Consider the following 14090-nt stretch of genomic DNA (forward strand, 5'->3'; position numbering starts at 1 on the left):
TGGTGCTACCTCCTCACATCCGGAGGGCGCTACTCCGGTTTGGTGCTGCGTCCGAGCAGTCCTGCGACTGCCTCGTGAACCGACAATCCCTTGTGACACACCCGATGAACGGCGTCGGTCAGCGGCATCTCGACACCGTAACTGGATGCCAGCGCCAACACCGATTCACACGAGGCCACTCCTTCGGCCACGTGCCCACCCGCTGCGGTCAATGCCGATTCCATGGTGCCGCCCTTGCCCAGCCGCTCGCCGAAGGTGCGGTTGCGGGAATGCCGGGAGGTACACGTGGCCACGAGGTCTCCGACGCCGGCCAGCCCGGCCAACGTGGCGGGGGTGGCACCCAGCGCGATCCCCAACCGCATCACCTCGGCGAGCCCGCGGGTGATGATGGCGGCCACGGTGTTCTCTCCCAGCCCCACTCCGACCGCCATGCCGCAGGCGAGCGCGATGACGTTCTTGCAGGCCCCGCCCACCTCGGCGCCCACCACGTCGGCATTGGTGTAGGGCCGGAAGTATCCGGTGGCCAGCGCACGCTGCAGCGCGACCGCGCGTCCGGAGTCGCTGCATGCGACGACGGTGGCCGCGGGCTGCTCGTCGGCGATCTCGCTGGCCAGGTTCGGCCCGGTCACCACCGCGACCCGGGACGGATCGGCGCCGGTCACCTGGATGATGACCTGGCTCATCCGCATCAGCGACCCGAGCTCGATTCCCTTGGCCAGGCTGACCAGCGTCACGTCGTCGCCGATCAGGTGCTTCCAGCCCTCCAGGTTCGCCCGCAGCTGCTGCGCCGGAACACCGAGCAGCACCGTGCAGGCGCCGGCCAGCGCCTCGGCCGGGTCCGTGGTGGCGCGGATCGTCGGAGGCAGGACGACGTCTCCGAGGTAGCGACTGTTGGTATGAGCGGTGTTGATCTCGTCGGCGACCTCGGAGCGCCGGGCCCACATCGTCACCGGATTCCCTGCGTCCGCCAGCACCTTGGCCAGCGCCGTCCCCCACGCACCGGCACCCATCACCGCAGCCTCTACCACCCGCTCACCCTAACCCGGCGGCTGCGCCACCCGCCTCCGCCGGCAGGGCTGGCAGGATGAACCCATGAGCGGCTCCCGAAGCGACAACGCCGCAGCAGCAACGCAGGCCGCTGACGTGACCCTGGTGATCGCGGTGAAACGGCTGTCGGCCGCCAAAACCCGGCTGGCGCCCATCTTCTCCGCGCCTACCCGCGAGGCGGTGGTGCTGGCGATGCTCGTCGACACCATCACCGCCGCATCCTCCATCGCCCCGGTGACAGTCGTCACGCCCGACGACACCGCGGCCGACGCCGCCAGACAACTCGGCGCAGGGGTGTTGATGGACCCGACCCCGGCAGGCCATCGTGACCCACTCAACAACGCCATCACCGCGGCCGAGGCCGAGCTGCGCAGCACCGCACCGAATATCGTTGTTCTCCAAGGGGATCTGCCTGCCCTGCAACCCCAGGAGTTGGCCGAGGCCCTGACCCTGGCCCGCGGCTATCAACGCAGTTTCGTCGGAGACCGGCACGGCACGGGAACCTCCGCGCTGTTCGCGTTCGGCACTGCGCTCGCTCCGCACTTCGGATCCGATTCAGCTGCGCGCCATCGACACTCCGGTGCGATCGAACTAACCGGCGCGTGGCCCGGTCTGCGCTGCGACATCGACACACCCGACGATCTTCAGGCGGCTCGACGTCTCGGGGTCGGAGCCGCCACCACGCGCACCCTCGGCAAGCACGCCAGTAGGTAGCCCCGCACCCCTGGCATAGGGAATGATCGGACAGATGAGCGAAGCCACCGAAGCCGAGCCAGGTACCCGGGCGAACAACTCCCAACGGGACACCACTTCAACCGCATCGGGGCCCTCCATCGAGTCAGCGACGCCCGAGGCGCCACCGGCGGCGACCTCGCCGGCCGTGGACAACGCGCTGCCTGAGGATCGCTACCTCAACCGCGAGCTGAGCTGGCTGGACTTCAATGCCCGGGTGCTGGCCCTGGCCGCCGACCCGTCACTGCCGTTGCTCGAGCGGGCAAAGTTCCTGGCGATCTTCGCGTCCAACCTCGACGAGTTCTACATGGTCCGGGTGGCAGGGCTCAAACGCCGCGACGAGATGGGACTTTCGGTGCGCTCGGCCGACGGCCTGTCCCCGCGCGAACAGCTGCGCCGCATCAACGAACGCACCCAGCAGATCGCCAACCGGCACGCCAACGTGTTCCTCAGCTCGGTGCGCCCGGCGCTGGCCGAAGAGGGCATCGTCATCGTCAACTGGGCCCAGCTCGACGAAGCCGAACGCGCCAAGCTCTCCACCTACTTCCACGAGCAGGTGTTCCCGGTCCTCACCCCGCTCGCGGTGGACCCGGCCCATCCGTTCCCGTTCGTCAGCGGGCTGAGTCTGAACCTGGCGATCACGGTCAAGCATCCCGAGGACGGCGGGCAGCACTTCGCCAGGATCAAGGTGCCCGACAACGTCGGGCGCTTCGTTCAGCTGAGCGCTCCGGCCGACGGGTCGACCGTGGTGCGGTTCCTGCCGATGGAGGAACTCATCGCGGCGTTCCTGCCGGTGTTGTTCCCGGGGCTGGAGATCGTCGAGCACCACGCATTCCGGATCACCCGCAACGCCGACTTCGAGGTCGAAGAGGATCGCGACGAGGATCTGCTGCAAGCTCTCGAACGCGAACTGGCGCGCCGCAGATTCGGCTCGCCGGTGCGGTTGGAAGTGTCCGACGACATGACCGAGAGCATGCTCGAACTGCTGTTGCGGGAACTGGATGTGGCGCCGGGCGACGTCATCGAGGTGCCCGGCCTGCTGGACCTGTCGGCGCTGTGGCAGATCTACGACGTGGACCGGCCCGCACTCAAAGACCGGCCGTTCGTGCCCGCCACCCCACCGGCTTTCGGCGAACGCGAGACGCCGAAGAGCATTTTCTCCACCCTGCGCGACGGGGACGTGCTGGTGCATCACCCCTATGACTCGTTCTCCACCACGGTGCAACGCTTCATCGAGCAGGCCGCCGCCGACCCCAACGTGCTGGCGATCAAACAGACGCTGTACCGCACCTCGGGCGATTCGCCGATCATCAACGCACTCATCGACGCGGCCGAGGCCGGCAAGCAGGTGGTCGCGCTCGTCGAGATCAAGGCGCGCTTCGACGAACAGGCCAACATCAAATGGGCCAGGGCACTCGAACAAGCCGGGGTACACGTGGTCTACGGGCTCATCGGCCTCAAGACCCACTGCAAGACCTGCCTCGTGGTGCGGCGTGAGGGGTCGACCATCCGGCGTTACTGCCACATCGGCACCGGCAACTACAACCCGAAAACCGCGCGGCTGTATGAAGACGTGGGGTTGCTCACCGCCGATCCCGACATCGGCGCCGACCTCACCGATCTGTTCAATTCACTGACCGGCTACTCGCGCAAGGACAGTTACCGCAACCTGCTGGTGGCTCCGCGCGGTGTGCGCAAGGGCATCATCGAGCGCATCGACCGCGAGATCGCCGCCCATCACGAGGGCGCCACGACCGGGATCCGGTTGAAGGCCAACGCACTCGTCGACGAGCAGGTGATCGATGCGCTGTACCGGGCCTCACAGGCCGGTGTCCCGGTCGAGATCGTGGTGCGGGGCATCTGCGCCCTTCGCCCGGGCGTGCCCGGCTACTCGGACAACATCAGGGTGCGCTCGATCCTCGGGCGCTTCCTCGAACACTCGCGGATTATTCACTTCCGCGCCATCAATGAGTTCTGGATCGGCAGCGCCGACATGATGCATCGTAATCTCGATCGACGTGTCGAAGTGATGGCCCAGGTCAAGGATCCGAGGCTGACCGCCCGACTCAACGAGGTATTCGAGTCCGCGATGGATCCGGCCACCCGGTGCTGGGAGTTACGGCACGACGGTCACTGGACGGCGCTACCCCAGGAGGGGCAGACCGTGCGCGACCACCAGGTGTCGCTGATGGAACGTCACCGGCACCCCTGATCCCACCTGGCCCTGGCCGGTGAATGACCTGCAGGAGTTGAGGTGTCGAACGACAGCACGACAGCGGCGAAGCCGGGCACCAAGCTCGTGCCCGCAGCGGGCGCCGTGTTGTGGCGCGGCGGTGAGGATGCCGCAGGCGCGCCCGTGACCGAGGTGGCCGTGATCCACCGTCCACGCTACGACGATTGGTCCCTGCCCAAGGGCAAGGTCGAGTTCGAGGAGACCGATCCGGTGGCCGCGGTCCGCGAGGTCCACGAGGAGACCGGCTACACCGCGCTGCTCGGGCGCCGGCTCGGCTCGATCTCGTATGACATTCCCCAGGGAACCAAACGGGTTTGGTATTGGGCCGCCCGCGCGACGGGCGGCGACTTCACCCCCAACGACGAGGTGGACAAGCTCATCTGGCTGCCGGTGACTTCGGCGATGGACCAACTGATCTACCCGCATGATCGAAAAATGTTGCGCCGCTTTGCAAAACAGCCACCGGACACCAAGACGGTGCTCATCGTCCGGCACGGTACGGCTGGTCGGCGATCCCGTTTCAAGGGCGACGACCGTAAGCGTCCGCTCGACAAGAAGGGGCGGGCGCAGGCCGAAGCGTTGGTCGCCCAACTACTGGCATTCGGTGCCACAACGCTTTACGCCGCCGATCGGCTGCGCTGCCACCAGACCCTGGAGCCCCTGGCCCAGGAACTCGGGGTGGACATTCACAATGAGCCGGCGCTGACCGAAGAGGCATACAACTCCGACCACAAGGCCGGCCGCAACCGGGTGCTCGATCTCGCGACCCGGGCCGGTACCCCGGTGATCTGCACACAGGGCAAGGTGATTCCCGATCTCATCTCGTGGTGGTGCGCCCGCTCACAGGTCCGCCCGCAGACCACAGGAAACCGCAAGGGCAGCACCTGGGTGATGTCGATTGCGGACGGCCAGCTGGTCGCCGCGGACCACCTGGGCAGTCCCCTGCCCGCCCGCGGCTAGATCCACACGAGAAAAGACACGTCGTGAGCTCACCTACCGCTCACGACGTGCCTTTACCGTAATTACTTGCGGCCCTTCTTGGCCGGCGCCTTCTTGGCAGCCACCTTCTTGGCGGGAGCCTTGGTCGCGGCCTTCTTGGCAGGTGCCTTGGTCGCGGCCTTCTTGGCGGGAGCCTTGGTCGCGGCCTTCTTGGCCGGTGCCTTGGTCGCGGCCTTCTTGGCCGGTGCCTTGGTCGCGGCCTTCTTGGCGGGAGCCTTGGTCGCGGCCTTCTTGGCAGGAGCCTTGGTCGCGGCCTTCTTGGCCGGTGCCTTGGTCGCGGCCTTCTTGGCCGGTGCCTTCTTGGCCGGCGCCTTCTTGGCGACGGTCTTCTTGGCAGCAGTGCGCTTGGCCGGGCCTGCGGTCACGCCGCGCTTGACGGCGGGGCCGTCAGACGGGAGACGCTGCGCCCCAGAGACAACCGCCTTGAACTGAGCGCCCGGACGGAAAGCCGGCACCGAGGTGGGCTTGACCTTCACCGTCTCGCCGGTACGCGGGTTGCGCGCCACACGGGCAGCGCGACGGCGCTGCTCGAAGACACCGAAACCGGTGATCGTGACACTGTCACCCTTGTGCACCGCGCGGACGATGGTGTCCACAACGTTCTCCACCGCGGCGGTAGCCTGCCGACGATCGGTGCCCAGTTTGGTTGTGAGTACGTCGATGAGCTCCGCTTTGTTCATCCAAAACCTCCGAAACCAGTGGTCCTCCTTGGACCGACTAGAGGACACGGTAAACCCTGTGACCACTGATTTCCAAGAGCCACGCGCAATTTCAGGCGTAGCTAGCGAACAATCTGGCAATCCGCTTGCCCCACTTGGACTCCGCCAGGTTGGGTCCAGAACCGGTTTGGCAGGCGGCGAATTCGGGCGCCGAAGCACCCGTACCAGGCCCTCGATCAGGCCGGCAGAGTGTGCGGCTTCCAGGCCGGCCGGCGCTTCTCGTAGTCCTCGATCGAAGAGAGTTTCCGCAGCGTAAGGCCTATATCGTCGAGTCCCTCGAGCAGCCGCCAGGCCGTGTAGTCGTCAATTCTGAACGGCACCACAACCGTTCCCGCGACGATATTTCGATCTTGAAGATTCACAGTGATTTCCAGCCCAGGATTCTGCTCGATCAGCTTCCATAAGAGCTCGACATCGTCTTGGGCGACTTCCGCCGCCAATAGCCCGGCCTTGCCGGCGTTGCCGCGGAAAATATCGGCGAAACGGGATGAGATAACCACCCGGAAGCCATAGTCCATGAGTGCCCAGACGGCATGTTCGCGCGAAGATCCGGTACCGAAATCGGGTCCCGCGACCAACACCGAGCCTTTGTCGAATGGCGGCAGATTCAGAATGAACGACGGATCCGAGCGCCAGGCGGCGAACAATCCGTCCTCGAAACCCGTTCGGGTGACCCGCTTCAAATAGACGGCGGGGATGATCTGGTCGGTGTCGACATTCGACCGTCGCAGCGGCACGCCGATGCCGGTGTGAGTGCTAAAAGCCTCCATCACGCTTCTCCTTTTGGTTTGCTTAGCGGGTCGCGGCCGGCAGATCTGCAGGGGACGCCAGTTTTCCGCGCACGGCGGTCGCTGCCGCGACGGCCGGCGACACCAGGTGGGTGCGGCCGCCCTTGCCCTGTCGGCCTTCGAAATTCCGGTTGGACGTCGAGGCGCAGCGCTGCCCCGGTGACAGTTGATCGGGGTTCATGCCCAGACACATCGAGCAGCCGGCCTGACGCCATTCGGCGCCCGCGGCGGTGAAAATCTGGTCGAGACCTTCCGATTCGGCCTGGGCCCGGACCCGCATCGAGCCCGGCACGACCAACATCCGCACCCCGTCGGCCACCTTGCGATCGCGCAGCACGTCGGCGACCACCCGCAGGTCCTCGATCCGGCCGTTGGTGCAGGACCCGACGAACACGGTGTCCACGGCGATGTCCCGCATGGCCATCCCGGGTCGAAGATCCATGTAGGCCAAAGCCTTCTCCGCCGCCTGACGGTCGGCGTCGTCGCCCATCAACTCCGGATCGGGGACCGAAGCGGACAGCGGGACGCCCTGCCCCGGGTTGGTCCCCCACGTCACGAACGGGCTCAACGTGGCGGCGTCCAGGTAGACCTCGGTGTCGAATTCGGCGCCCTCATCGGTACGCAACTGGCTCCAGGCGGCGACGGCGGCGTCCCATTCGGCACCCTTGGGTGCGTGCGGGCGACCCTTGAGGAATTCAAAGGTGGTCTCGTCGGGAGCGACCATGCCTGCGCGTGCGCCGGCCTCGATGCTCATGTTGCAGATCGTCATCCGGCCTTCCATGGACAGCGCCTCGATGGCACTGCCCCGGTATTCGATGACGTGTCCCTGCCCGCCGCCGGTACCGATCTTGGCAATGACGGCCAGGATGATGTCCTTGGCGCTCACCCCGGGCGGCAGGACGCCGTCGACGTTGACCGCCATGGTCTTGAACGGCTTGAGCGGCAGTGTCTGCGTGGCCATCACGTGTTCGACCTCGGAAGTGCCGATACCCATCGCGATGGCCCCGAATGCGCCGTGGGTGGAGGTGTGGCTGTCACCGCATACGACCGTCATGCCCGGCTGGGTCAGCCCCAGCTGCGGTCCGATGATGTGCACGATGCCCTGTTCGGCGTCGCCCATCGGGTGCAGCCGGATGCCGAATTCCTCACAGTTGCGCCGCAACGTCTCGACCTGGGTGCGCGAAACCGGATCGGCGATCGGCTTGTCGATGTCGACCGTGGGCACGTTGTGGTCCTCGGTGGCGATCGTCAGGTCGGGCCGGCGCACCGGACGCCCCGCCAACCGCAGGCCGTCGAACGCCTGCGGACTGGTGACCTCGTGCACGAGATGCAGGTCGATGTAGATCAGGTCGGGCTCTCTGGCCGCGCCCTCTCCCTCACCGCGCGCCACGACGTGGTCGTCCCAAACTTTTTCGGCCAGGGTGCGCGGCTTCACGGATGTCTGTGTCGATTGGTCCATCGCTACTTCTCGATTCGATTAACGGCAACGCGGGCTTGCATCAAGAGTCCGCCAGGGCTGGGAGTTACTGTCGCCATCTCACCTGTCATCTCACAATGCGAGACGCTAGTATCTCTCTGTGAGAAATGATAGCGGCATCGGCGTTCTCGACAAAGCCGTGGGTGTGCTGCACACCGTGGCCGAGTCACCTTGTGGGCTGGCCGAACTCTGCGAGCGGACCGGACTGCCCCGGGCGACCGCCCACCGGCTGGCCGCCGGCCTGGAAACCCACCGGCTGCTTGCCCGCGATGGCGACGGACGCTGGCGTCTTGGCCCGGCGTTGACCGAATTGGCCTCCCACGTCAACGATCCGCTGCTGGCGGCCGGGGCCGCGGTCCTGCCCCGCCTGCGCGAGATCACGGGCGAGAGCGTGCAGCTGTACCGGCGCGAGGGCCAGTCGAGGGTGTGCGTCGTGGCATTGGAACCTCCGGCCGGGCTGCGCGACACCGTTCCGGTGGGCACCCACCTGCCGATGACGGCCGGCTCGGGAGCCAAAGTGCTACTGGCCTATGCCGACCCGGCCACCCAGCAGGCCGTGCTGCCTGCCGCCAAGTTCACCGATCGCACGCTGGCCGAGGTCCGCAAGCGCGGGTGGGCGCAGAGCGCCGCCGAGCGTGAGCCCGGCGTGGCCAGTGTCTCGGCCCCGGTGCGCGACGGCCGGGGCGCCGTGATCGCCGCGGTCTCGGTCTCCGGGCCGATCGACCGCATGGGCCGGCGGCCCGGGGCCCGCTGGGCCGCCGATCTGCTCGCCGCCGCCGAAGCGCTCACCCGCCGACTGTGAGACGAATCTCAACGCGCGGCCGATGGGCCGGGCGTGGCGCGGGCATCGGGGTCGTCAGCCGATAGGACCACGCCGACGTGACGTTCGACACCCGGCGCCGGACCCGCTTGCGGGGCACATCCCGGACAACGCAAAAGCGCCCAGTTCGTAAGAACTGGGCGCTTTTACCTCTGTACCCCCGATGGGATTCGAACCCACGCTACCGCCGTGAGAGGGCGGCGTCCTAGGCCGCTAGACGACGGGGGCTAGAACTTCCGGATGGTCAGCATAGCTTAGGCGGTCGTACTCACCTAATCCGGCTGAACCGCTCCGGATGGCTGGGGTACCAGGACTCGAACCTAGAATGGCTGAACCAGAATCAGCTGTGTTGCCAATTACACCATACCCCATTAATTGCCCATCACCGCAGGTCACGGGCAATTTTCGATCCGATCGGCTCGGCGGGGGCTTCCCCGCTTCGCTTTCCGGGCCGACGAGCAGACTACCAAAGATTTTCGGTGGTCTTTACCAAGGCCCGTCAGGCCCGGCCCTTCACAGTGCGGCCCTGGCCGCCCGCAACCGCGTCAGGCTGCGGTCGGCGCCCAGCAGTTCCATCGACTCGAACAGCGGCGGGCTGATCGTCGCGCCCGTGACGGCGACCCGGATGGGTCCGAACGCCTTACGGGGCTTGAGCTCAAGACCGTCCAGGAGCGCCGTCTTGAGCGCTGCCTCGATGTTGGCGGTGTTCCACTCCCCGACGCCCTCCAAGGCGCTCAGAGCGGCATCCAGGACCGGCGCGGCCTCTTCCCGCAGTTCCTTGGCGGCGGCTTTCTCGTCGATCTCGTAGGAGCCGTCGTCGAAGAACTTCAGCAGTCCCCACGCATCGCCGAGCACGACGATGCGGGTCTGGATCAGCGCCGCGGCTTCGGCGAATGCGGCGTCGTCCAAACCGGTGTCGTGGCCGTGGGCGTCGAGATAGGCGCGCAGGCGGGCGGTGAAATCCTCGGGCGTCAGCAGCCGGATGTGCTCGGCGTTGATCGCGTCGGCCTTCTTCTGGTCGAACCGAGCCGGGTTGGAGTTGACGTTGGCCACATCGAAAGCGGCCACCATCTCGTCGAGGCTGAACACGTCGTGGTCGTCGGCGATGCCCCAGCCCAGCAGCGCCAGGTAATTCAGCAGTCCTTCGGGCAGGAAGCCGCGGTCGCGGTGCAGGAACAGATTCGACTGAGGATCGCGCTTGGACAGCTTCTTGTTGCCCTCGCCGAGAACGCTTGGCAAATGAGCGAATTCAGGAACGCGCTCGGCAACGCCGATCCGCATCAGCGCCCGGTACAGGGCGATCTGCCGCGGCGTCGAGGGCATGATGTCCTCGCCGCGCAACACGTGGGTGATCTTCATCAGCGCGTCGTCGACCGGATTGACCAAGGTGTACAACGGATCTCCGTTGGCACGCGTGATCGCGAAATCCGGTACCGAGCCGGCCGGGAAGCTCACCGGCCCACGCACCAGATCGGTCCAGCCGAGGTCCTCGTCGGGCATCCGCAAGCGCAACACGGGCTTACGCCCTTCGTCGGCAAAGGCCTTGCGCTGCTCGTCGGTCAGGTCGCGGTCGTAGTTGTCGTATCCGAGTTTGGGGTTCCGGCCGGCCGCCACATGCCGCGCCTCGACCTCCTCCGGCGTCGAATAGGCCTCGTAGACCTCGCCGGCCTCGAGCAGCCGCGCGATCACGTCACGGTAGATCTCGCTGCGCTGCGACTGCCGGTACGGCTCGTACGGGCCGCCGACCTCAGGGCCTTCGTCCCAGTCCAGACCCAGCCACCGCAGGGCATCGAGGATCGCGGCGTAGCTCTCGTCGCTGTCGCGCGCGGCGTCGGTGTCCTCGATACGGAAGACGAACGATCCCCCGGTGTGCCGGGCGTAGGCCCAGTTGAACAGCGCGGTCCGCACCAACCCGACGTGCGGGGTTCCGGTCGGCGACGGGCAGAACCTCACCCTGACAGTTGAATCGGTCATCATTTTCCTTTACGCACAACGGGATTGGTGAGGGTGCCGATGCCCTCGACGGTGACGCTCACGGTGTCCCCGTCTTCGATGGGGCCGACGCCTTCGGGGGTTCCGGTGAGGATCAGGTCGCCCGGCAGCAGCGTCATCACCGCCGAGACCCACTCGACGATGGCCCCGATGTCGTGGATCATCAGCGAGGTCCGGCTGAGCTGTCGCACTTCGCCGTTCACCTCGGTGCGGATCTCCAGGTCGGAGGGGTCGAGGTCGTTGACGATCCACGGGCCCACCGGGCAGAAGGTGTCATGGCCCTTGGCCCGCATCCACTGGCCGTCCTTGGCCTGCTGATCGCGCGCCGAGATGTCGTTGGCGATGGTGTAGCCCAGGATGTTCTCGGCCGCGCGCGCGGCGGGCACGTCCTTGCAGGGCCGCCCGATGACGATCGCAAGCTCGCCCTCGTGGTGCACGGGATTGGCGTCGGCCGGCAGCTGGATCGGCACGTTGGGGCCGATGATCGCGGTATTGGGTTTGAGGAAGATCACCGGGTCCTCCGGGGCTACCGCGCCCATCTCCGCGGCGTGGGCCTCGTAGTTCTTCCCCATGCAGACGACCTTGCTGGCCAGGATGGGTGCCAGCAGACGGACGTCGGCCAGCGGCCAGCTCCGTCCGGTGAAGTTGGGGTTGCCGAACGGATGCTCGGCGATCTCTTTGCAGACGGCATCGGGGCCGTCGCCTTCGACACTGACGAAAGCGACGCCGTCGGGACTGGCGATTCGACCTAAGCGCATTTTGACCAGGGTAGTGCGCAGCGTCTTGTCACCAGCGTCGACGCCTCCGGTCCGGTCCGGTCAGTCTCCGGCGAACGCCGCGGCCAGGAAGGGTGTGGAGTCCGGAACCGAGGCCAGCACGGTGCCCGAGTGATCCTCGTCGGGATAGATCTTGAGTGTGACGTCCTGCCCGTTGGCGCGTAGCTGATCGGCGAGCTGCTGCGACATGTTCGGCGGCACATCACGGTCCAGCAGCCCGACGCCGAGGAAGATCGGCCGGTCGTACCCGCTGGTCGGCGTTCCCATGTAGGCGTCGAGCGCTTCGGCGAGGCCGGGCCGGGTGGCCAACGGCGCGCGGAAGTACGCCGTCGGCGTCAGACCGGCGAGCTGCTGATCGAGGGCCGGCTTGCACAGCGTCTCGGCCTTGTCGACCGCGTCCAGCCCGACCGGGGTGAGCACGCTGTCGACGTCGAGGTCGGGGCGTGCCTCGCGCAACCCGGCGAGGATGTAGCCGGTGTAGCTGTTGGCCGCGGGCCCCAGATTCGGCGGCAGCGACATATCGGGCCCGGACTGTTCGACGATGCTCTGGACATTGAAGGGCGTCCCGGTGGCCACCACGCCGCGATAGTCCCGACCGGTCCCCCGGCTGAACTCGGTGGCCCAGCGCGCGCTGTTGACCGCCGCCCCGCCGCCCTGGGACTGGCCGACGATGGCCCACTTCGGCGACAACGGCAGATCCATGTGGTGCATCGCGATCACCGAGTCGACGACGCTGTGGGCGGTGGCCACGCTGTTGAGGTAGCTCATCAGTCCCGGCGTGCCCAGCCCGGCGTAGTCGGAGCCGACGACGGCGTAGCCCTGGTCGAGCCAGTGCGTCAGATACTCGGCATCCCGCGCGCTGCGGGGCTGCGCCGACGGTGCGCAGTCGTCACCGAGCCCGACGGTGCCGTGCGCCCAGGCGATGGTCGGCCAGCCACCCTCGGGGGCCTGGCCGTGCGGGATGAACACCACGGCGGTGCTGAGCGCGGCCGCATCATGTTGATCGACAGTCGAATAGAGGATGCGGTAGGCACCGGCCGCACCCGGCACCGACAGCGCGGGATCCAGCGGGACCGTCTCGATCAGGGTGCCCGGCACCGGAATCGGCGCGGTGTAATCGCGAGCATCAAGGCCGGACCAGTTCGGCGCGGCCGCCGACGCGGTCGGTGCCGCCACGAGTCCACACATCAGCAAAACGGTTGTCGCAAACCACAACTTCACGATCACAGCCTAGGACAGCCCGCAGCTGTCTCATATATTGGAATTGAAGTTCAATATCTTGAGACATCCGTGACACGATGCAGGCATGCCGGTTTCGTCGATCAGCACGTTTCGCCGTTGGTCGATGTTGGCGATCGCCCTGACTGCGACCACATGTGCCAACGTCTTCATCAACGGTGCGGCGTTCCTCATCCCCACCCTGCACGCCGAGCGCGGCCTGGATCTGGCCAAGGCCGGCCTGTTGTCGTCGATGCCGAGCTTCGGGCTGGTACTCACGCTGATCGCCTGGGGGTACATCGTCGACCGGGTCGGCGAACGGATCGTGCTCACCGTGGGTTCCGCGCTGACCGCCGCGGCGGCGTTCGGGGCCGCGACCGCCGATTCCCTGCCTGCGGTCGGGATCTTTCTGCTCCTCGGCGGAATGGCCGCGGCCAGTAGCAATTCGGCGAGCGGACGGGTCGTGGTCGGTTGGTTCCCACCCGAACAGCGTGGCCTGGCAATGGGAATCCGGCAGACGGCAACGCCCCTGGGTGTCGGCTTGGGCGCGCTGGTGATTCCGCGTCTGGCCGAATCACACGGGGTGGCAATCGCATTGCTGTTCCCCGCGATCGTGTGTGTGCTGTCGGCGGTGATCTGCGCTGTGGGAGTGCTGGATCCGCCACGGCCGCCGCGCCACGAGGCTCCGGCCGAACACCTGGCCAACCCGTACCGGGGCTCAAACGTGTTGTGGCGCATCCACGCGGTGTCGGTGCTGCTGGTGGTGCCTCAGGGCATGGTGTGGACGTTCACGCTGGTGTGGTTGATGAGCGACCGGGGCTGGTCCGCGGCATCGGCCGGCACGCTGGTGACCGTCGCTCAATTGTTGGGTGCGGCAGGGCGGATCGCTGCGGGCCGCTGGTCCGATGTCATCGGGCAGCGGCTGCGACCGATCCGGACGATCGCCTTGGCAGCCGCAGCGACGATGGGGCTACTGGCACTGACCGACTGGCTGGACTCGCCGATCAGTGTCGCCCTGATCGTGATCGCCTCGGTGATCACGGTGTCGGACAACGGTTTGGCGTTCACGGCGATCGCTGAGATCGCAGGCCCGTTCTGGAGCGGGCGCGCCCTGGGCACCCAGAACACCAGCCAGCACCTCGCGACCGCCAGTTCCGCGCCGTTGTTCGGTGCACTGATCGGGGTGGCGGGCTACCCGGTGGCGTTCGCGGTCTGTGCGTTGTTGCCGTTGATCGCGGTGCCGCTGGTGCCGGCCGATCCGGTGCGCGTAGAGCAATCAGCTCACTGAT

General features: G+C 66.8%; 12 protein-coding genes and 2 tRNA genes. 5 read left to right on the forward strand and 9 right to left on the reverse strand.

The window, feature by feature from the left end; all coding sequences use genetic code 11:
- Positions 1 to 29 precede the first annotated feature (29 nt).
- Positions 30 to 1028 (reverse strand): NAD(P)H-dependent glycerol-3-phosphate dehydrogenase, encoded by a 999-nt coding sequence (locus G6N57_RS25620; RefSeq protein ID WP_163646670.1) that lies wholly within the window; start codon positions 1026 to 1028, stop codon positions 30 to 32.
- 64 nt (positions 1029 to 1092) lie between these two features.
- Between G6N57_RS25620 and cofC the strand changes: the two genes are divergently transcribed.
- Genes cofC through mutT1 form a run of 3 tightly spaced genes read left to right on the forward strand, consistent with a single transcriptional unit; the run spans position 1093 to position 4972 of the window.
- On the forward strand, positions 1093 to 1761 hold the full coding sequence (cofC, locus tag G6N57_RS25625) for a 2-phospho-L-lactate guanylyltransferase (RefSeq protein ID WP_077738843.1): 669 nt from the start codon (positions 1093 to 1095) through the stop codon (positions 1759 to 1761).
- Between the two features lie 22 nt (positions 1762 to 1783).
- Entirely contained in the window at positions 1784 to 3991 is a 2208-nt protein-coding gene (locus G6N57_RS25630) for an RNA degradosome polyphosphate kinase (protein ID WP_077738842.1), read from the forward strand.
- A gap of 42 nt (positions 3992 to 4033) precedes the next feature.
- Positions 4034 to 4972 carry an 8-oxo-(d)GTP phosphatase MutT1 gene (mutT1, locus tag G6N57_RS25635; protein ID WP_077738841.1) on the forward strand — a complete coding sequence of 313 codons (939 nt, stop codon included), beginning with the start codon at positions 4034 to 4036 and terminating at the stop codon, positions 4970 to 4972.
- 62 nt (positions 4973 to 5034) lie between these two features.
- On the opposite strand, the gene G6N57_RS25640 is transcribed toward mutT1, so the two are convergent.
- The 3 genes from G6N57_RS25640 to leuC form a co-directional block, all read right to left on the reverse strand.
- Entirely contained in the window at positions 5035 to 5691 is a 657-nt protein-coding gene (locus G6N57_RS25640; protein WP_077738840.1) for an HU family DNA-binding protein, read from the reverse strand.
- Between the two features lie 215 nt (positions 5692 to 5906).
- Entirely contained in the window at positions 5907 to 6500 is a 594-nt protein-coding gene (gene leuD / locus G6N57_RS25645; protein ID WP_077738839.1) for a 3-isopropylmalate dehydratase small subunit, read from the reverse strand.
- Between the two features lie 22 nt (positions 6501 to 6522).
- On the reverse strand, positions 6523 to 7977 hold the full coding sequence (gene leuC, locus G6N57_RS25650) for a 3-isopropylmalate dehydratase large subunit (RefSeq protein WP_077738838.1): 1455 nt from the start codon (positions 7975 to 7977) through the stop codon (positions 6523 to 6525).
- Between the two features lie 118 nt (positions 7978 to 8095).
- Between leuC and G6N57_RS25655 the strand changes: the two genes are divergently transcribed.
- Positions 8096 to 8797, forward strand: a complete 702-nt coding sequence (locus G6N57_RS25655) for an IclR family transcriptional regulator (RefSeq protein ID WP_036439384.1) — start codon at positions 8096 to 8098, stop codon at positions 8795 to 8797.
- 173 nt (positions 8798 to 8970) lie between these two features.
- On the opposite strand, the gene G6N57_RS25660 is transcribed toward G6N57_RS25655, so the two are convergent.
- From G6N57_RS25660 to G6N57_RS25680, 5 genes are all read right to left on the reverse strand, one after another.
- Positions 8971 to 9043 (reverse strand) — tRNA-Glu (locus G6N57_RS25660).
- A gap of 68 nt (positions 9044 to 9111) precedes the next feature.
- Positions 9112 to 9186, reverse strand: a tRNA-Gln gene (locus tag G6N57_RS25665).
- Between the two features lie 142 nt (positions 9187 to 9328).
- Positions 9329 to 10789 carry a glutamate--tRNA ligase gene (gltX, locus tag G6N57_RS25670; RefSeq protein WP_077743921.1) on the reverse strand — a complete coding sequence of 487 codons (1461 nt, stop codon included), beginning with the start codon at positions 10787 to 10789 and terminating at the stop codon, positions 9329 to 9331.
- Positions 10789 to 11565, reverse strand: coding sequence for a fumarylacetoacetate hydrolase family protein (locus tag G6N57_RS25675; RefSeq protein WP_077743878.1), 777 nt, complete (start codon positions 11563 to 11565; stop codon positions 10789 to 10791). Before G6N57_RS25675 ends, gltX begins: the two co-directional genes overlap by 1 nt.
- A gap of 60 nt (positions 11566 to 11625) precedes the next feature.
- Entirely contained in the window at positions 11626 to 12771 is a 1146-nt protein-coding gene (locus tag G6N57_RS25680; RefSeq protein ID WP_077743920.1) for an alpha/beta hydrolase family protein, read from the reverse strand.
- Positions 12772 to 12889: 118 nt separating this feature from the next.
- On the opposite strand from G6N57_RS25680, the gene G6N57_RS25685 reads away from it, so the two are divergent.
- Complete coding sequence (locus G6N57_RS25685) at positions 12890 to 14089, forward strand: MFS transporter (protein WP_077743877.1); 1200 nt, start codon at positions 12890 to 12892, stop codon at positions 14087 to 14089.
- Position 14090: the final 1 nt, after the last annotated feature.

It is taken from the genome of Mycolicibacterium boenickei, from assembly GCF_010731295.1.
Taxonomy (GTDB): Bacteria; Actinomycetota; Actinomycetes; order Mycobacteriales; family Mycobacteriaceae; genus Mycobacterium; species Mycobacterium boenickei.